This is a genomic window from Woodsholea maritima DSM 17123 (assembly GCF_000382325.1).
In the GTDB taxonomy this organism is placed as follows: domain Bacteria; phylum Pseudomonadota; class Alphaproteobacteria; order Caulobacterales; family Maricaulaceae; genus Woodsholea; species Woodsholea maritima.
Genome location: NZ_KB908058.1, coordinates 173,425 through 192,107, shown reverse-complemented (window position 1 = coordinate 192,107; position 18,683 = coordinate 173,425). Strand labels below are relative to the sequence as shown.

Below are 18,683 nucleotides of genomic sequence, written 5' to 3'. Positions count from 1 at the left end.
TCTCTAACGTGCGGGCGTCGCTATAGCATCTTCGGCGCTGAGATTGGCCCGCAAGGCGACAAAAAAGCGCTCAATGCGGTGTACATTCGCACCCTGATCGGTTTCTAGATATCGCGAGACCGAGCGCGCATCGACCCGCGATCCGCCCTCGTGTGCCGTCACGCGCACCACGATGTCGTCTTCAAAGCCGAACCAGAGCGATTCGTCCGTGGCTTCAAACATCATCGCAGTCTCTGAGGCACTGGGCACGGCCCAGCCCAGATCGCGGGCCACCCACAGGGCCGCGCGAAAGGTCTCACGCGGGTCAGCCGCCACGTAAAGCGGGCCGAGATCGGGATAATATTGCGCTTGAAGCTCTGCCATCGGGCGCTGCCACACCGGGTCGAGCTTACCTTCATAGGTCAGCGGCAAGGCCTCTGGCCCGCGACGCTGCACTAAAGAGGGCGTAAAATAAGGGGGATCAACCATATCCGTGGTCACATCGCTCAGGCGCGGCTGCGCGGCCAGTGCCTGGCCCTGCCAATGGCCATACCCCAGCCCGCCCAGCGCCATTACCACGGCCGTCACGCCAATCGCCCAACCGGTTTGGGGATGGCGAAACACGATGCGCTGCGCGACGATCATGATGAGGGAAAAGACGCCAACGATCAAGCCGGCCCATAATATATAGGGGCCGAAAGTTTGGGTCAAAACCAACAGGCCCAATTGCCAATCAATAAAATCGCCCTTGGTCAAAAGCGCCGCACTGGCGAACCAGACCGGAATGAAGACCACCATGAAGGCGGCCAATGTAATCGCCAGCCCGCGTAGAGCCGAAAAAAGCGCTTTCATATCCTTGCCCCCAAACAAGTGCGCTTAGCCGGGAACCGCGATTGCGATTCCCACTAAACCTTGACGGGAATATTACCCAATTAAGGATACAAACGCGTGACAGTCCAGGGCAGATCCGTGCTTTTTCGATCAAAAACCATTCTGTCATGAAGTCGGAAGGGGCGATCACGCCAAAACTCCAAATGGATTGGGGTGATACGATAGCCTGTCCAGTGCTCAGGGCGCGGCACCGCACCCAGGCCAAATTTAGCGGCATATTTGGCGACTTGTTTTTCCAAGGCAAAACGGCTTTCCAAGGGCCGTGATTGCTTTGAGGCCCAAGCCCCAATCCGACTATCACGGTGGCGGCTGTGGAAATAGGCGTCTGCCTCCTCATCACTCACCCGGCTGACAAGACCTCTGATGCGGACCTGACGACGCAGGGACTTCCAATGAAAACAAAGCGCAGCCTTGGCATTGTCATCCAATTGCTGACCTTTGGCGCTTTGGGTATTGGTGTAAAAGACAAATCCGGTGGGATCAAAATCCTTCAAAAGCACCATACGCACATCGGGAAGACCATCGCGGTCCGCCGTCGCCAAAGCCATAGCATTGGGATCATTAGGCTCTTTGGCCTTTGCCGCGTCCAGCCATTCGCCAAACAAGGCAAAAGGATCTTCACGGGTGAAGATCTCTGCCGCATTGGCTTCATGGGCCTTGGCATACTCATCCCCATCGGGGCTGGGCGGAATGATTGGATTTTGCGCCATATCTCACCTCTTAACGGATTATCGCTCTTATGTAGGGCGGTTTGAGACTCACGACCATGCGGCGATCCAGTCAATGTCAACCTTTTACTCACCCTCTTAGGGTTAAAGTAGCGGTCTTATGACGACATGCACCCTCACCCCGGCCGAAGCTTACCAAACTTTGGGCCTTGCGATCGGCGCTTCACCGGCTGAGGTCAAGCGGGCTTTTCGCGTGCAGGTTAAAGACCTTCACCCCGATGTCGTCGCGCCAACACCGGCCACATTAAAGGCGCTCGCCCAGGCGCTCGCCGCCTATCGTACATTAGAGCAGCATGGCCAGCATGCCACGACCGCTCGTCATATGGCGAACGATCCCAAACCGGTGATTGATGCGGGTTTTCTCGACATTAGTGAAGCCGAAGCCGTGCGCGGCGTGGTGCGCACCGCCGATGCCGCCGGAAAACGCGTGATTATTCGCGTTCCCGCCGGGGCGTATTCGGGCCAAATCCTCTATCCAGAGGGGGAGCCTTATCTGCAATTACGCCTTCGCGTCGTGGAAATGACCGCCAGCCGCGCTCAGCGCGCCGAGCCTGCCCCCTCTGCGAACACGATGACCGTGCCGATGGATGCGGTGGGTGCGGCGCTGGATAATTTTGTCGATCAATTTGCCCGCCCCTCGCCCGCACGGCGCTTTGCCAATTGGGCACGCGCACGTAATGCGGCCTAATCCCCAAGCCTAGCTGATAAAGAAGCTGACCCCCTTGGCGTTTAGCCCTAATGTCTGGGCTTTGTTTTATACCCGCATAACCGGTGGGATTGTCGATGTCGCATAACCGTTTTGGCCACTTATTAACCGTAACCACTTGGGGCGAAAGCCATGGCCCGGCCCTGGGCTGTGTCATTGATGGCTGCCCGCCGAACATCCCTTTGAGCGTTGAGGATATTCAGCCCTTTTTGGATCAGCGCAAACCTGGCGGATCGCGCCATGTCACCCAGCGCCGCGAAGACGATTTGGTGGAAATCCTATCAGGCGTCTTCAAAGACGATCGCACCGGGGGCCAAGTCACCACCGGCACGCCGATCTCTTTAATGATCCGCAATACCGATCAACGCTCAAAAGACTATTCCGACATTCGCGATAAATGGCGCCCCGGCCATGCCGACTATACCTATGATGCCAAATATGGCGTGCGCGATTATCGCGGCGGCGGGCGCTCTTCTGCGCGTGAAACCGCTGCGCGCGTGGCCGCCGGTGGCGTAGCGCGCAAAATCCTGGGCCCCGATATTCAAATTCGCGCCGCCCTGACCCAGATCGGACCGCGCAAGATTGATACAAGGCGCTGGGATTGGTCCATCGTCCATGACAATCCCTTCTTCTGTCCGGATCCCGACATGATTGCCCTGTGGGAAGCGGATATGGATGCGGCGCGCAAGGCGGGGTCATCCCTGGGCGCAATGGTCGAGGTTGTGATCTCCGGCCTGCCGCCCGGATGGGGGGCACCGGTTTATGGCAAGCTGGATAATGAGCTCGCCAGCGCCATGATGAGCATTAACGCCGTTAAGGGGGTGGAGATTGGCACCGGGATGGAGGCCGCTGGCCTCAGCGGGGACCAAGCCGGGGATGAAATGGTGCTGAATGGCGAGGGCCAGATCGAATTCCCAACGAATTATAATGGCGGTATTCTGGGCGGGATTTCCACCGGTCAGGATGTGATTGTGCGCTTTGCGGTTAAACCCACCTCCTCGGTCCGCATCGAAAAGCAATCCCTGACCCGTGACTTACACCCCACAAGCGTGGCCACCCATGGCCGTCATGACCCCTGCGTGGGTATTCGCGCCGTGCCTGTGGGTGAGGCTATGGCCGCCTTGGTTCTGGCCGATCAAAAGCTACGCCATCGCGGCCAAATCGGTTAAAACATAGAGGGGGCTTCAATGAAGCCCCCTCTACATTTATTTTATAATACCAAAATCAAGCGCCTTTTGAGTAGCAAATATAGATATATTCACCACCAGCACCTTCATTGACGTCTGTATCAATACGCCTATAACCGTATGGTGCCGGTGTATGTGAATTATCGCCACCGACAACCGCCAAGCCTTTGATTGCTTCAACATTATCATAGCTTTGTTTTTTATAACAAAGATAGAGATATTTCCCACCCGCATCTTCATTTAAATCAACATCGATTTTGGTATAGCCTGAAGGCGCGCGTGCACCATTGCCCTTGATTATGATCAAGTCAGATACGCAGTCTTTGTTTTCACTATAGGCGCTATAGCGGGCTTTATGATAGCATAGATAGATATAATCCCCGCCGGCGCCTTTGTTGAGATCATAATCAATTTTGGTATACCCTGACGGTGGACGGACACCAGAGCTGTTACTTTGAATAACCTCAACCGCGTCAATATAATCAGCATATATTTGAGCTTCTTTTGACTTACGCGGCGCCCAAGTGTTATTATAGTAATCCTCCATTTTTTTGGCTTGGGCATCGTCTTTGCACAATTCCCAAATGCCCAACATCGGAACAGAAGAAACGAAGTCTACAAAATCCGGTGATGTGCCCACGGTATCAGCCCAGGCGTCAAAATCAGCCTTGTCACCGCTATAGACCTTGGCCCCAGCGACACCATCGCCGCCCACGACGATCTTATGAATGTCAGAGTTTTGTGAGAAGCTGGACATGGATTGGCGATATTTCGCGGCGGTTTCCGCGCTGATCTGCCCGGTTAAGGCTTCATAACTGGCCTTGGCAATCGTCTCATTCTCATAGGTATGGTCGACTTGGACCTTGTTGGTCGATGAGGCCATGATCGCGGCCCCACCCATGACAACACCGGTTAAGAAGTGACTACCATAACGGTCGAACAGAATTTCAATCTGCGCGTCCGATTGAATGGAATCAATATAGTCACGCACATCTGCCTTCAAATACTCCCGCAACGAGTCCGTATAGGCCAAGCGCAAAGACCATACGCGAATAGATTGCTGAATACGAGAAAACTCGTTTTCCGCATTGCGCGTTTCAGAAGATGAAAATTCATTTGATACAGAGCCCGAAAATAAATTGTACGAGCCCGCAACGGTGACCTTTAGGCTGAAATTCTTTTGAAAGGTGTTGATTGTTTTCCCAGAAACATTGGTATAGCGCGCTTCGTCATTCTGCTGAACGCTAACAGCTTTTGGCGCAATATAATCAGGGTTAAAGATGACAGGTTCACTCGGTGCTGACTGCCAGTCAAACAATTGAACCGTTACACTATCGGTTGAGGCATAAACGCCAAAAGGATTATAGCCCGCACCGATAACTTCAACACCTGGCAAATAGCGCTCCACCAAATTCTCTTGGTGGCGCATCAAAGCGGCTTTGGTATTGGATTTATGGTGGGTGGGCTCATTTAAAAGGTTTTGATGAGCTACGTGATCTAAGCTTTTCATAATGCTTCCTTTCACATCGTGAAAACAAGCACCCCCGCGCGTTCAATGGCAGATTTACAACCGCAGCACAACCTTAAATTGAATTAAGCTTAACGATGATCTTATTTTGAGAACTCTGCGATCACCTCGACATGACCGGTCCAGGCAAATTGATCGACCGGGGTGACAGGCCCCATGCGGTACCCGCCCGCCAGCAAAATCGCGCCATCGCGTGCAAAGGTGGCGGGGTTGCACGAAACAGAGATAATCGTGGCGCAATCACTGCCCGCCAGGTTTTCACATTGTGCACGCGCGCCACTGCGCGGCGGGTCAATGACCACACAGTCAAAGTCTTTGAGCTCATTAATCGTCAAAGGCTCGCGTGCCAAATCGCGTACCAAAGTCGTGACGGGTTTAAGGCCCGGCGTATGATCGGCGCTATCACGCATGGCTTGGAGGGGGCCTGCCTCGCCCTCAACACCCTGTACCGGTGCCAATTGCGCCAAACGCAGCCCGAACGCGCCTGAACCGGCATAAAGGTCCAAGATCGCCTTCGCGCCTTTCGCGGCGGCCATCGCGCGCCCGGTCAGATAATCCTCACCCGCATCGGTGGCCTGCAGGAAACTGCCCGCCGGCGGTACGGTTTTCGCCGCCCCAAAAGCGATGGTGGGCCGGGCACGCTCCACCGCAACTTCACCGTTTAAACTCACCCGCGCCCAATTATGACGATGGGCAAAGTCGCCAGCCGCTTCACGCTCATTCAAACCGATGGCTTTAAGACCTTCAATACCGACATCGAGCCCGGCATCACTGGCGGTCAGTGCAAAATCAAGCGTGGTTTTATCCGGTGTGATCTGCTCGGCCAATGCGCGCAGGGCCGCAATATTCTCACTGATCAAAGGATGCGCGACGGGACAAGCCTCGACATCGACCACGCTATGCGCGGCACGTTCGCCATAGCCAAAGATCACGCGCTTTCCGACCCGCTTGGCATGCAGGCGGGCGCGCCGACGGCCCTGCCCCCAGGCTTCGACCAAGGGCGCAATCTCAACATCGAGACCCTCGCGCGCCAGAGCTTCCACCACCAAATTACGCTTCCAGGCCTGATAAGCGGACTTTTCAAAATGCTGCAGGGCACAGCCCCCACACCGCTGCGCCACCGGGCAGAAGGGCGCAACCCGCTCGGGCGCATCACTCAGGCGTTCAATCACCCGGCCCCGATCACCCGTCACACTGACCCGCGCCCTTTCACCCGGCAACAAGCCTGGCACATAAACCGGGCCTTCGCACACGCTATCGGCGCGCGCGCCCAGGGCCTTGGCCTGTAAGGTCATTTCAATCTCGGGGCGTTTAGGGGCGTTTCGTCTTTTTTTCATGAAGCCACAAAGTGATGAGTGAACCGAAAAGTCAATTGTCGCGTTCACTCTTACCCGTACTGAACGGATATGACTATGTTGTTCATCTGGCACTCAGACAGCGCTTCTTAAAGTAAGGTTAAGCTCTGGCGCTGATTGGGCCCTCCCCCATCCGTGTTGAGCGCAATTAGGCCCCTTCTTCTTTGCGGGCCATTGGCCGAAAAGACCTTAACAAAGGAGATGCACATGGCCAGTCTGAACCCTATTCTTGCCACCCTTATAGGGGTGAGCGCGCTGGGCCTGTTCACGAGCATGCCCGCCAATGCCGCTGAGCCCACAATTCTTGTAAGCACGAGCGCACTGAGCGGCTCTGTCGCTCTCACCGAGAATTTACAACCCCCGACCTCTGAAGAGCGCCGCGCGCGCAGAGAACACCGACGCGAACATCGCGGGGACCGGGATGGACGGCGCGATCATGCCCGCGGGGATCGCGGGGACCGGGGCGATCATCACCGCAGCCGCGGCGAGCATCGTCGTGATCGGGGCGATAGAAGCGATCACCGCAGCCGCCGCGATAGCGATTGGAACCGTCAAGACATTGATCGCCGGGGTCATCGCGATCATGATCGCGCGCGCCATCGTGATAATCGAAGAGATGCCCGCCGCGATGCGCGCCGCGACGACCGTCGCGAATATCGCCGCGAATACCGTCAAGAACGCCGCCGCGAAAACGCACGCCGCGATGCACGCCATGACGCCCGGCGTGATGCGCGCCGTTATGATCGCCGTGATCACCATGCGCGTCGTCACCATCGCCCGCGCTATTATGACCACCCCCATTATCGCCGTCATGACCGTCAGAGCTGGCGCTATCACCGTCGCTATTACGACCGCCATTATAACAATCACCGCTATCATTATTACGCCAATGCGTGTCGTAGCGATGGTGAAGATGTGCTGGTCGGCGCTTTGCTCGGCGCAATTCTGGGGGGAGCCGCAGGCGATAGCAATGATGCAGCCTTGTTCGGCACTTTGGTCGGGGCCGGCATCGGGGCAAGCCTGTCTGATTGTGACCGCGGGCAATATCACTATGCCAGCTATCACGCCTTCACCAATAACCAGCCTTATTATTGGGAAAACCCGTATTCAGGCGTTCGCGGCGTTGTCTATGCGGGCGATTACTACGGTCAAAACCGTCGGTGCCGGCGGGGTAATGCCGAGATTTTCCTGCCCAATGGCGAAGTGGTTTATGACGATGTTCGCATGTGTCAGAACCGATATGGCCGCTGGGAAGTTGCTAGCCGTCAATAAATTCAGCACCTTGTAATTAAGACAAAGCCCGCCACAATGATGGCGGGCTTTGTTCATTTTAGGCTCAGCTTTGGCGCGTTAAGATCTGATCAACATCAAGAGACATCGCCCACAGCGCCCAAGGCGCATAGGGAGAGGAGATGACAATGAATAAGCGTTTTGCAATCATCGCGAGCTTGGTCAGCGCAACGATCCTTACCCCAATGGCGGTCAGCGCCAGCCAGGCCCAAAGCTATAATTCACGCTCCAGCCAGCCTATGACCTATGAGCAATGCATCGAACAGCAACAGGGCCGTCAGGTCGCCGGGGCTTTGATCGGGGGCTTGCTGGGTGCGGTCGTCGGTGCGGAAATCCATGATGACCAACAAGATCGCGACCGTGAGCGCTATGATCGTCGTCGTGATCGCCATCGTGACTATGATCGCCATGACCGTCGTGATCGCTATGACCGTTACGACCGCCGCGATCGTTATGATCGTTATGATCGTTATGATCGCCGCGACCGTCACCACCGCCGTCGTCACCATGACGATCGCCGCTGGAAGGAAGACGGCAATGATGGTGCCGTTCTGGCCGGTGGGGCCGTAGGGGCCTTGGCGGGCGCCGCCATCGCCGGGGGCGGCGATTGCGAGCAATACCGCTACAACTCCACCTCCAGCTATAATAATGGCGGATACAACTCCGGTTATAACACTCAGTATGACAACACTAGTGGTTATAATTCCGGCTATGACGCTTATGAGAGCCAAACCCAGTCTTCATCGGGTTATGAGCGGTATAATTCAGAAGAATTAGCCGGCGCACCCGGCTCATCAAACCGCCAGACGCGCACCTATTCCACCTCCAGCAGCCAGCCCGCCAATACGGGTAATTGCCGGATGATGAGCGCAGGGGCTGGGCGTCAAACCTATATGTGCCAAGGGACCGACGGGGTTTGGCGCCCCAGCGGCAACTAAGCGCTAAGCCTCTCTCACGGCGGCAATCAGATATTCACGATTGCCGTCACCGCCTTGAATTGGGCTCTCCTCCCAACCGGTAACGCTCCAGCCCCTTTGGGTGAGAAAACTCCGGCACTCTTGCGCTGCGGTTTCGACCGCAGCGTCATTTTTTACCAACCCGCCCTTGCCGATATTGGCCCGTCCGACCTGGAATTGTGGCTTGAACAGCGCGATCAAATGCGCGCCGGGCGCGGCGAGTTTCAACGGGATTTCAAGGACTTTCTCCAAACCGATAAAGCTGGCATCACAGACAATCAGATCGGGCGCTTCATCAATTTCAGCGGGGGTTAAATCGCGCGCATCCTGGCCTTCCAGGCTGATCAGGCGCGGGTCAGATTTTAACCGATCATGCAATTGATCTCGCCCCACATCGACCGCATAGACTTTACGCGCACCGCCCAACAACAAAATCTCACTAAATCCGCCCGTACTGGCCCCAACATCCAGACAGATTTTATCCTTGGGGTCATAACCAAAAACGGCCAAGCCGTGTTCCAGCTTCAGGGCTGCGCGGCTGACATAGGGATGGGCGGCCACGGCCTCAATCACCGCGCCCTCAGGAATCGTGCTGGAGGCTTTTTTGATCACCACGCCATTCACGCTCACGCCGCCCGCTTCAATCGCGGCTTGCGCACGCGCACGCGTTTCGAAATAGCCTTGTTCGACGAGATATTTATCCGCGCGCATGTCGCCCTCCACCCATTGATGTCTAATCTATCAAAGCCCTGCCCCTCGCCCTAGTCTTGTCGGCAGACCTTATTATGTTGGGCTTAATTTCGCCTCATTCGTTTGCGCTTGCCAGACGGCACCCACCCCTTTAAGTTGAAGAACGAAGAATCTGTCTTTGGGGAAAGTCAAGATTATGCTCCGGGTTTTCATTCTACTCGCCGTCTTCCTACCGCTTACCGGCTGTGCATCCTTTAAGGGGGTGCCGCGTCATTATGAAGATCAAGACGGGGCGCTGGCGCGCTTTCAAACCGGCATCGAAACCGCGCGCGCGCAATATCAAGGGGCTGTGGGCAATGAAGCCACGCTGCGCCAAGCGCGAAATGATCTGATTTTCAACTCTATGGCTATAATCGACATTCGCTACACGCACTATGTCTCAGGCCTGTCCAGTGAAAATTCTACCATCAATGTTACCGCCGACAGCCTCACCACGGCCTTCAATGCGGCCGGGGCAATCACCTCGGCGGGGCAAACCAGCCAAGTGCTCTCCGCTTTGTCGGCGACCATTTCTGGTACCCGCGATGCCATTGATAAGCATGCGCTTTATGATGCAGCTGTGCCTGCGATCATCGCACAGATGAACGCCAACCGGCTGAGTGTTATGAACCGCTTGATGGCGGGCAGCCAGCTGAGCACAAGCGAATATCCGCTCTCGCTCGCCGTTTTGGACATCCAGGGCTATTACCAGGCCGGTACCATCCATGCTGCTTCAGTGGCGTTAAGTGCCTCGGCCAGTTCTGATCTGGAAGAGGCGCAAAAGGAAAGCGTGGTTTTGCAACGTGAGTATTTCGCGCCTGAGCGTCAGGATAAGGTGCGCGAGCTGATCGGGGTGGTCAATGGCCTCGATAGCGCACAATTACTGGTCCTGACCCAGAGCCTAAATCTCAACGCGGCCGGGCTGCGCGAAGATTTTGCGAGCCTCAATGTCAATGACCAACGCCAGGTCCTGCGCCAATATCTCTTTAGTGATCAGTTTGATCGCACCAATGATCGGGTGATCGAACGCTGGACCGCGGCCCTTCGCTTTGCCCAATTGCCGCAAAACTAAGCCCCATCGAAGGGGAGGACATCATGTGTAACGTCGATATTCAACGCCAGCCCCTGGCCCCCGATGTGACCGACGAGGACATCACCCGCGAGATTGCCCTGCGCACCGAAGCCGGGGCCGTCAAATGCTATGTTGAGGGCGAAGGCGAAAACCGCCAGCTTGTCACCGAATGGCCGCGCGTCGGCGGATAAAGTCTCACAATCGTTGGTCTATTCATCTTTGGCTCATTCTTGAGCGCTAAGAATACAGGTCTAGACCAATTACTCATGGGGGTTTTCATGACCAAATCATTCCTACTGATCACCAGCTGTCTGGCGCTATGTGCCTGCGGTGCAGATGACGCCAATGCCGAGAACACAAATAGCGGGACTTCAAGTGAAGCCTCTGCGCATACAGAAACGCTGAGTGAAACCCATATCTCTGAGGCTTCTCAAAAAACTCCCCCCGCCAAGGGCGCAGTCGAAAATTATGACGCCTACCAGCCTCTTGAATCCGCGATGACACCGGATAATCCCGATGCAGGTAATGGGTCTGAGCTGAGGCGCCTCGATGGTCCAGGCCGCGTTTGGAATACCTCAAGTTTAGAAAACACCTATTTTTTAGACTTGAGCGAGCCAGAAACCGATAATCGCGAGATTGGCTTTTCCTGTAATGCCGGCAGCGGTGAGTTCTCGGTCCTTTACTTAACCTTCCATGATGAGTGGGAACAGACCAATACACTTGAAGGTTTTATGCCGCTCACCGTGTATGTTGGCTTGGAACCGGCTTATGTGGTTGAGACTCATCTACAGGGCACTGAGGATTATCCTGGCGATGCCTATGCGCTCTTCAACCTGCCTGTAGACAGCACTATCCGCGAGATTTTCAACAATCCCGACGGCATCCATCTGCGCGAGCGCGAGAATACCCTCCTCGCCCCCTATGCCAGCGAAGCTGACATCATGATGATGCAATCGTTTTTAAATACCTGCGAAGGTTAAGCCAAGGCGCGGGCTGCGTCGTCGGCGCGGCCCAAAGCCTCCAGCACTTTGGCCATGATATGGCGGGCATTCAGGCCCGCCGTTTCATACATGGCAAAGGGGCTGTCATGATCTTGGAACTCATCAGGTAAGGTCATGGTGCGCACTTTAAGACCGCGATCGAGCTGACCGGTTTCGGCCAAATGATGCAGGACAAAAGCGCCAAAGCCGCCCACGGAGCCTTCTTCAATGGTGATCAGCACGTCATGCTCACGCACCAGACGCGCGATCAGCTCACCATCCAAAGGCTTGGCAAAGCGCGCATCGGCAATCGTCGGGTTGAGCCCATAGGCCGCCAGATCTTCCCCCGCCTTCAGCGCCTCTTGCAGACGCGCACCGAAGGACAGAATGGCAACGCCCGCGCCTTCGCGCACGATGCGCGCCTTACCAATCTCTAGGGCCTGAGGATCGGTTGGAATCTCGATGCCGATGCCTTCACCGCGCGGATAGCGGAAAGCTGAAGGACGATCATCAATCTCATGCGCGGTGACCACCATGCGCGCCAGCTCCGCCTCATCACTGGCGGCCATCACCACCATGTGCGGCAGCGCGCCCATATAGCCAATGTCAAACGATCCCGCATGGGTCGCCCCGTCCGAGCCCACCAGGCCCGCTCGGTCAATCGCAAAGCGCACAGGCAATTTCTGAATGGCCACATCATGGACCACCTGGTCATAGCCGCGCTGAAGGAAGGTGGAATAAATCGCACAGAAGGGCCGCACACCGCCGGCGGCCAGGCCCGCGGCATAGGTGACAGCATGCTGTTCCGCGATCCCGACATCAAAACTGCGCTCGGGGAAGGCTTTGGCGAATTTATCAACACCGGTCCCGCCGGGCATGGCCGCGGTAATGGCGCAAACACTGTGGTCCTTATGACCCAGCTTGACCAAAGTCTCCCCAAAGACGGATGTATAGCTGGGGGCGTTGGCGGTTTTCTTCTGCTGCTCGCCGGTGACGACGTTAAACTTAGCCACGCCGTGATATTTGTCGTCGGCGGCTTCGGCCGGAGCATAGCCCTTCCCCTTTTGGGTAACGCAGTGGATCAGCACCGGGCCATCTTCGCCATCGCGCACATTGGCCAGCACTTTGACCAAATGCTCCATATTATGCCCATCCATAGGACCGATATAGCGAAAGCCCATTTCCTCAAACAACGTCCCGCCCATGGCCATGCCGCGCATATATTCTTCGGCGCGCTTGGCGGCGTCCTTCACACCCATGGCTTCAGCGATGCCTTTGCCAAATTTGCGGATCGAACGATACCCGTCCGAGGACACCAGACGAGAGAAATAATGGCTCATCGCGCCCACGGGCGGGGCAATCGACATGTCATTATCATTGAGAATAACGACGAGGTTTTTCTTCATCGCCCCGGCATTATTCATCGCCTCATAGGCCATACCGGCCGACATGGAGCCATCGCCGATCACGGCAATCACCCGGCGGCCTTCATTCAGCATGTCACTGGCGACAGAAAAGCCCAGGCCCGCCGAAATGGAGGTCGAGGCATGGGCCGCACCAAAGGGGTCGTACTCGCTCTCACTGCGCTTGGTAAAGCCCGACAGGCCTCCGCCCTGGCGCAAAGTGCGGATGCGATCACGCCGCCCGGTGAGGATTTTGTGGGGATAGCATTGATGGCCCACATCCCAGATCAGAACATCTTTTGGCGTATCATAAACGCTGTGGATCGCGACGGTCAGTTCGACCACGCCCAACCCCGCGCCCAGATGCCCGCCCGTAACCGAGACCGCATCAATGGTTTCCGCACGCAATTCATCCGCAATCGTTTGCAGCTGAGCAATGCTCAAGCCTTTCAGATCGGCGGGCGAGTGCACACGGTCAAGATGCGGGGTCTTCGTCATGATTATTCCTTTGTGGGCCCAGTTCAGCGAATGAAGCCTCAGTGTACGCGATTAAGAGCGGCGCTGGAGGACAAAATCCACACATTCACGCAGTTGGTCGGCCCGGGGGCCAAACAGGTTGAGATGCGCCTTGGCCTGATCGCCCAGACGCTTGGCCCGCTCGCGCGCGGCCTCCACCCCTAGGATAGAGACAAATGTGACCTTGCCTTGTCCATGATCCTTACCGACCGCTTTTCCCACAGTCTGGGCCTCACCTTCAGCATCCAACAAATCATCAATGATCTGATAAATCAGACCTAAATCATGAACGAACCCCTCTAGGGCCGAGCGTTTTTCGTCACTGGCCTCAGCCAGAATGCACGCCGCCTCAGCGCAGAAGGCCACCAAAGCGCCCGTTTTCATCCGTTGCATGCGCGTGACAATGCCAATGTCAGGATCGCTTTGATCGCCCATCGTCATATCAATCATCTGACCGCCGACCATGCCGCGCGCGCCCGAAGCATGGGCCAGGCGCGCCACCAAGTCGGCGCGCGCACTGCCTGATTGATGGGTGTCTTTATGAGCCAAAATTTCAAAAGCCGCCGTTTGCAGCGCATCCCCGGCCAGAACGGCCGTCGCCTCATCATAGGCGATATGAACGGTGGGACGCCCGCGGCGCATCTCATCATCATCCATGCACGGAAGATCATCATGGATCAGCGAATAAGCGTGAATGCATTCGATCGCACAGGCGGTGCGCAACAGCCCGCGCTCATCCGCGCCTAGTACTTCCCCGCAGCCCATAATCAAGAACGGACGAATGCGCTTTCCCGGCCCCAGCGCAGCATAGCGCATAGCCGACGCCAAGCGCATTTCGGGGCCATCCGGACGCGGCAGCAACGCATCGAGCGCCACCGTCACGCGGTCCGCGGTTTCTTCTAGTGCGGTTAGAAAACGGGTCATGCCCAAACCTTCTTTGTCAGGGGGAAAGGCCTTAGTAGAGACGCCCACCCAGGGGCACATCGCGCTCGGGTGCGATCAACATCACCTCACCCTCAGCATCTGGAACGCCTAAGGTCAACACCTCTGAGCGTATGGGGCCGATTTGACGCGATGGGAAATTAACAACCGCTAAGACCAAACGCCCGGCCAGCGCCTCAATCGTATAATTCTTAGTGATCTGAGCGGAGCTTTTCTTCTCCCCCAATTCAGGGCCAAAATCTATAAACAGCTTATAAGCGGGCCGGCGCGCCTCAGGAAAGGGTTCGGCGCGGATAATCCGCCCAACCCGGATGTCCAGCTTCAAAAAGTCTTCCATTGAGACTTCCAGCGCACACTCACCCCTCGTGATCATTAGCGAGCATCCAGATCCGCAGGGGCCGTGGAGATCTTACCGTCTTCGCCCAACATGATCTTTTCAACCTTGGCCTGGGCATCTTTCAGCTTGGTTTCGCAATGAGCGCGCAATGCTGCACCGCGCTCATAGATGGAGATCGACTCTTCGAGGGCCACATCACCACTTTCCAGCTTTTGCACAATCCGCTCCAGCTCCGCCAGGGCGGCTTCAAACGGCATATTTGTAATTTCTTGTGGGGTGGACTCGCTCATACAGAGGCTCCTTCAGATGTAACGCGCATGAGCTCAGAGACAAGCGCGCCTTCGACGCGTGATCAAGGGCTGAGACCGGTTCTAGCGCGGATTTTTCAGCTCATACCGGCGCCATGACCAATACCAATCCCCGCCATCACGCACACAGCGCCAGCCACGCGCCTTCAAATGCGGTCGGATCATACGGTTAAACCAGCCATGGGCAAACAAGATAACAGGGCCAGACTGCGCGGCCTCAATCAGAAACTCCGCAACGCCTTCGGCGCGCAATTGCGCGTCCTGACGGCTTTCACGGCCGCGATGGAAACCCAGCCACCACGAGCAGCGGGCAAACACACCCCAGGTGCGCGCATCAAATTTACCCGGCATGGGCGGTGGGGGCAGCGGCGCTTCGACAAAGCGCGCATCAATCACCAGATCACGATCGGGCGCGGCCGCGCGCGCAGTTTCGATGGCCCGGCGCAAGGTTGAGGCAAACAGCGTCTTAGCCGCTGCGGCCTCGGCCTTCAAACTTTCCGGTGGGATTTGGCCCGGCTTCAAACCGGCCAGGTCGTATTGCACCCACCAGTCCTCATACTCACGCCAATTGAGCTTAACAAAGCGGTTAAGGTCAGGCTGCCCGTGGCGCGCGATTGTGATCGCAGTTTGTGTTTGCGTGTTGGCCGCCATAGCCTTCATTCCCACCACTCTGGCTTTAAAACCGTCAATCCCCGATCAGGTTTTAAAGGCCGCACATCCCCCTCGCTTTAACGACAGCAGATCTGCGTAAAATCCCTTGATTGACCTTTGGGGCTGATTCCCAAAGATCCGTTTAACTCTGTCTCCTATCGGGCAAAAGGGGGGGAGACAAGCACTTAGCCCGCACTTTTCCCCCACAATCATGCTTGTAAAAAGCAATCCTTGCCCTTCAAGCGCGCTTAGTTTTTAAGCGGGGCTTATGATTTCGGCTTTCGAGCGCATGCACAAGGGGGAAGAGGAAATGCAGTCCCCCTCCCCTCGTGGTCTTAATGCCCGGTTAGCGCCGACAAATCCATTAAATTAACCCCTTCTGGGGCGGGAGGCTCATCAGGGACAAAGAAGTCTGGTAACAGCGCCACGCCCGGCGTCATCGCGTATTGATCCAGATCCGTAACGCCTTCACTGACCAGGAAGCTGTCATCAATAATGAAATTGCCGGTGAAGTCTGCAGCCGGCTTGGTCATGACGCGATAGGCGACCTCGCCCAGGATTTCCGGCTTACGGCAGGCTTGCAAGGCCTCTTCATTGACCAGAACATTGGAAATCGCGGCCGTGGCGATGGCGGTACGCGGCCAGATCGCATTAACGCCAATCTTGCCTTTAAATTCACCGGCCCAGCCCAGCACACACAGGCTCATGCCGTATTTCGCACTGGTATAGGCGACATGGGGCGCAAACCATTTGGTTTTCATATCCAAAGGTGGGCTTAGCGTTAAAATATGCGGATTTTCAGCCTTTAACAGATACGGCAAGCATTTTTGCGTCACCAAAAACGTCCCGCGCGCATTGACCTGATGCATCAAGTCCCAGCGTTTAATCGGGGTATCGGGCGTCGGCATCGGAAACACGGCTGAGGCGTTATTGACCACAACATCAATGCCGCCGAACTTTTCAACCGTCGCGGCCACAGCGGCCTCAACATTGGCTTCATCGCGCACATCGCACACAATGGGTAGCGCTTTACCGCCCCGGCTTTCAATCTTTTCAGCGGCGGTATAGATCGTGCCTTCTAATTTGGGATGCGGATCGGCGGTCTTGGCCGCGATGACGATATTGGCCCCTTCACGCGCGGCGCGCTCGCCAATGGCCAAGCCAATCCCGCGGCTCGCGCCGGTGATAAAGACAGTCTTATCCTTCAGTGATGTCAAACTTGTATCCTCCCTTGTCCAAGGTTGTTTTTGTTATGGGTGCAGTATGGACGCGTATTACGAAAAACTGTCCGAGCTTTTGCAGTTTCACGACATTATTCGCCCTTCGCAAGAGCTCGATGAAACCAATGTGAAAGAGGCCGTTATGGCCTTTCAAGATCATGCCAATCTTTATGTGGATGGCGTGGCAGGTCCGAACACCTTATGGGCGCTACAAATACCCTATTATGCCACGCAAAGCCCGATGGCGATCCAAACCCTGGATGCCGATCCCACGCCGCAGGGCATGGAGGGGTTGGCCAATTTCACCTTGCGCGCCGATGCAGCCAAAGCCTTTCGCCTGATCGCCAAAACGGTCGACGAAATGGGCGCTAAGCTACACTCCTCGGGGGGGCTACGCAGTCTTTCTGCGCAAAGCAATGCCTCACGCTCCGCCAAATCCATGCATTATCCGGGCCTTGCCATTGATCTATGCATCAATGCAGGCTTCTTCCACCCCGACACCGACCCTTATGTCATCACGCGCGTCGGCGAAAAAAGCTGGACTGTTTGGGCACGCGCGGCCCATGGCACCGCCCAAATGTTGGAGGCGGTTTACTGGCGCGGGCCGTGGACTGGGGGCGAGGTTTTAACGAAAATCGTTGAAGGCGCGTTTATCAATCTCACCAAGCTGTTTGCCAAGCATGGCTTTAGCGCCATTGCCGCGCGCGCAGGTTTTCTACGCGCCAGCAATAGGCTCTATCTCTCGGCAGAATGGTGGCATTTCCAGGCCGAAGGCCTCTTGGTCCCGCGCCTGTCCCAGCTGGGGGTAGAGCTGTTGCGGATCAAAAGCTACACCCCCGCCCTTATCGAAGCGCGCAATGCGACCCTATGGGCCAATCACCGCGCGATTTTTAAGAAGAACTGGTGGTAGAACGCCCCACGAGCGGACGCCAGACCCGGCCTTTCGGGCAATGCAGCCCCTCTTCCTGACGGCAATTGGCGAAGGTGAAGAGCACGGTTTCCGCGCGCCCAACCAGCTCATCAACATGGACATAGCCAAGGCCCAGCACACTGCCATCGGGGCCGACATAATTCACCCGGCTATCGGCAGAGGAATCCCGGTTATCCCCCATGACAAAGATATGATGCTCAGGCACCTGGAAGGGGCCCACATTATCCAGACCCTCATGATCACTATGCTCATAGATCGGATGGACGCGGCCATTGGGCAACGTCTCATCATAGGCACTGACACTGACAAGATTGCCGCGATAATCGCGGAAGGTGAACTCACCGGTCAGTTCACGCGGGGTCACTTCATTATTGATAAACAGGCGCCCACCGCGCACCTCAATGACATCGCCGGGCAGGCCCACAACGCGTTTGATCAGGTTCAAATGCTGTGACGGATCACGCACCACCACCACATCGCCCGGCTTTGGCATCAAATTGGGGAATCGTCCGCTTACGCTTTCTGGCACCCAATAGCCCAAGCCCAAAGGTAGAGAGTGGCGTGAATACCCATAGGCCCATTTGGACACGACCACACGGTCACCGACCTCTAAAGTGGGCTGCATGCTGACCGATGGAATGTGAAACGCCGCATAACCAAAGGTGACCAGCGCCAGCCACACGGCGGCAACGCCGCCTAAGAAGCGCACGACTTCAATCGCTTCACCGACCATACGCTGCACAAAGCTTTTCTCATCACCTTCCGCGTTCTCATCGGGCTCAATCTCTGGCGTGCTCGCATCCTGGCGATATTGAGCGGGAGCAGGATCCTGGCCGATCACCGCATCCTCATGAGGCTGTGAAGGAGATGCCGCATCCTTAGACAGGGCAGGATTAGGCTCAGAAGGCGTACGATCGGTCATTGAAGGGTCCACTCAAGCGCGCCGCAATCAGCCGCACTGTAAAACAAACTTT

At 56.2% G+C, this 18,683-nt stretch carries 20 protein-coding genes; 8 read left to right on the top strand and 12 right to left on the bottom strand.

Annotated features, from left to right (window positions below; translation table 11 throughout):
• Positions 1-3 precede the first annotated feature (3 nt).
• Both H151_RS17080 and pdxH read right to left on the bottom strand, forming a co-directional pair.
• Positions 4-831 (bottom strand): DUF1499 domain-containing protein, encoded by an 828-nt coding sequence (locus tag H151_RS17080; protein ID WP_019961355.1) that lies wholly within the window; start codon positions 829-831, stop codon positions 4-6.
• 80 nt (positions 832-911) lie between these two features.
• Complete coding sequence (pdxH, locus tag H151_RS0109105) at positions 912-1,580, bottom strand: pyridoxamine 5'-phosphate oxidase (RefSeq protein WP_019961354.1); 669 nt, start codon at positions 1,578-1,580, stop codon at positions 912-914.
• 118 nt (positions 1,581-1,698) lie between these two features.
• Between pdxH and H151_RS0109100 the strand changes: the two genes are divergently transcribed.
• Both H151_RS0109100 and aroC read left to right on the top strand, forming a co-directional pair.
• Positions 1,699-2,286, top strand: a complete 588-nt coding sequence (locus H151_RS0109100; RefSeq protein ID WP_026353936.1) for a DnaJ domain-containing protein — start codon at positions 1,699-1,701, stop codon at positions 2,284-2,286.
• A 95-nt stretch (positions 2,287-2,381) separates the two neighbouring features.
• Positions 2,382-3,473 (top strand): chorismate synthase, encoded by a 1,092-nt coding sequence (gene aroC, locus H151_RS0109095; RefSeq protein WP_019961353.1) that lies wholly within the window; start codon positions 2,382-2,384, stop codon positions 3,471-3,473.
• A 55-nt stretch (positions 3,474-3,528) separates the two neighbouring features.
• Here the strand turns inward: aroC and H151_RS17075 are convergent, their stop codons facing one another.
• Together H151_RS17075 and H151_RS0109085 are read right to left on the bottom strand one after the other, a co-directional pair.
• Positions 3,529-5,001, bottom strand: a complete 1,473-nt coding sequence (locus tag H151_RS17075; protein ID WP_019961352.1) for an MAC/perforin domain-containing protein — start codon at positions 4,999-5,001, stop codon at positions 3,529-3,531.
• A 101-nt stretch (positions 5,002-5,102) separates the two neighbouring features.
• Complete coding sequence (locus H151_RS0109085; RefSeq protein ID WP_156823449.1) at positions 5,103-6,356, bottom strand: class I SAM-dependent RNA methyltransferase; 1,254 nt, start codon at positions 6,354-6,356, stop codon at positions 5,103-5,105.
• A gap of 225 nt (positions 6,357-6,581) precedes the next feature.
• On the opposite strand from H151_RS0109085, the gene H151_RS17070 reads away from it, so the two are divergent.
• Both H151_RS17070 and H151_RS17065 read left to right on the top strand, forming a co-directional pair.
• Entirely contained in the window at positions 6,582-7,646 is a 1,065-nt protein-coding gene (locus H151_RS17070) for a hypothetical protein (protein WP_019961350.1), read from the top strand.
• A gap of 146 nt (positions 7,647-7,792) precedes the next feature.
• Complete coding sequence (locus tag H151_RS17065) at positions 7,793-8,602, top strand: hypothetical protein (RefSeq protein WP_156823448.1); 810 nt, start codon at positions 7,793-7,795, stop codon at positions 8,600-8,602.
• 3 nt (positions 8,603-8,605) lie between these two features.
• Here the strand turns inward: H151_RS17065 and H151_RS0109065 are convergent, their stop codons facing one another.
• Entirely contained in the window at positions 8,606-9,331 is a 726-nt protein-coding gene (locus H151_RS0109065) for a TlyA family RNA methyltransferase (RefSeq protein WP_019961345.1), read from the bottom strand.
• 175 nt (positions 9,332-9,506) lie between these two features.
• Here H151_RS0109065 and H151_RS0109060 point away from each other — a divergent pair, with 175 nt between their 5' ends.
• The 3 genes from H151_RS0109060 to H151_RS0109050 all read left to right on the top strand — a co-directional run bounded on the left by H151_RS0109060 (position 9,507) and on the right by H151_RS0109050 (position 11,401).
• Positions 9,507-10,421: a hypothetical protein gene (locus H151_RS0109060; RefSeq protein ID WP_019961344.1), complete on the top strand. Its 915-nt coding sequence runs from the start codon at positions 9,507-9,509 to the stop codon at positions 10,419-10,421.
• A 23-nt stretch (positions 10,422-10,444) separates the two neighbouring features.
• Positions 10,445-10,612 carry a hypothetical protein gene (locus tag H151_RS17555; protein WP_019961343.1) on the top strand — a complete coding sequence of 56 codons (168 nt, stop codon included), beginning with the start codon at positions 10,445-10,447 and terminating at the stop codon, positions 10,610-10,612.
• 87 nt (positions 10,613-10,699) lie between these two features.
• On the top strand, positions 10,700-11,401 hold the full coding sequence (locus H151_RS0109050; RefSeq protein ID WP_019961342.1) for a hypothetical protein: 702 nt from the start codon (positions 10,700-10,702) through the stop codon (positions 11,399-11,401).
• On the opposite strand, the gene dxs is transcribed toward H151_RS0109050, so the two are convergent.
• The 6 genes from dxs to H151_RS0109020 form a co-directional block, all read right to left on the bottom strand.
• Positions 11,398-13,302 carry a 1-deoxy-D-xylulose-5-phosphate synthase gene (gene dxs, locus H151_RS0109045; protein WP_019961341.1) on the bottom strand — a complete coding sequence of 635 codons (1,905 nt, stop codon included), beginning with the start codon at positions 13,300-13,302 and terminating at the stop codon, positions 11,398-11,400. The two genes, H151_RS0109050 and dxs, sit on opposite strands and share 4 nt — an antisense overlap.
• A gap of 51 nt (positions 13,303-13,353) precedes the next feature.
• Positions 13,354-14,244, bottom strand: coding sequence for a polyprenyl synthetase family protein (locus H151_RS0109040; RefSeq protein WP_019961340.1), 891 nt, complete (start codon positions 14,242-14,244; stop codon positions 13,354-13,356).
• 31 nt (positions 14,245-14,275) lie between these two features.
• On the bottom strand, positions 14,276-14,635 hold the full coding sequence (locus H151_RS0109035) for a tRNA-binding protein (RefSeq protein WP_040759203.1): 360 nt from the start codon (positions 14,633-14,635) through the stop codon (positions 14,276-14,278).
• The gene (locus tag H151_RS0109030; protein WP_019961338.1) at positions 14,635-14,889 is read right to left on the bottom strand and encodes an exodeoxyribonuclease VII small subunit; all 255 of its coding nucleotides are present in this window, start codon (positions 14,887-14,889) and stop codon (positions 14,635-14,637) included. The genes H151_RS0109035 and H151_RS0109030 overlap by 1 nt, the downstream gene beginning before the upstream one ends.
• Before the next feature lie 81 nt (positions 14,890-14,970).
• Positions 14,971-15,567, bottom strand: coding sequence for a histidine phosphatase family protein (locus tag H151_RS0109025; protein WP_019961337.1), 597 nt, complete (start codon positions 15,565-15,567; stop codon positions 14,971-14,973).
• 326 nt (positions 15,568-15,893) lie between these two features.
• Positions 15,894-16,775 (bottom strand): SDR family oxidoreductase, encoded by an 882-nt coding sequence (locus tag H151_RS0109020; protein WP_019961336.1) that lies wholly within the window; start codon positions 16,773-16,775, stop codon positions 15,894-15,896.
• 46 nt (positions 16,776-16,821) lie between these two features.
• On the opposite strand from H151_RS0109020, the gene H151_RS0109015 reads away from it, so the two are divergent.
• Positions 16,822-17,688, top strand: a complete 867-nt coding sequence (locus H151_RS0109015; protein ID WP_019961335.1) for a peptidoglycan-binding domain-containing protein — start codon at positions 16,822-16,824, stop codon at positions 17,686-17,688.
• Here H151_RS0109015 and lepB read toward each other — a convergent pair.
• Positions 17,669-18,631, bottom strand: a complete 963-nt coding sequence (lepB, locus tag H151_RS0109010; RefSeq protein WP_019961334.1) for a signal peptidase I — start codon at positions 18,629-18,631, stop codon at positions 17,669-17,671. The genes H151_RS0109015 and lepB overlap by 20 nt on opposite strands.
• Positions 18,632-18,683: the final 52 nt, after the last annotated feature.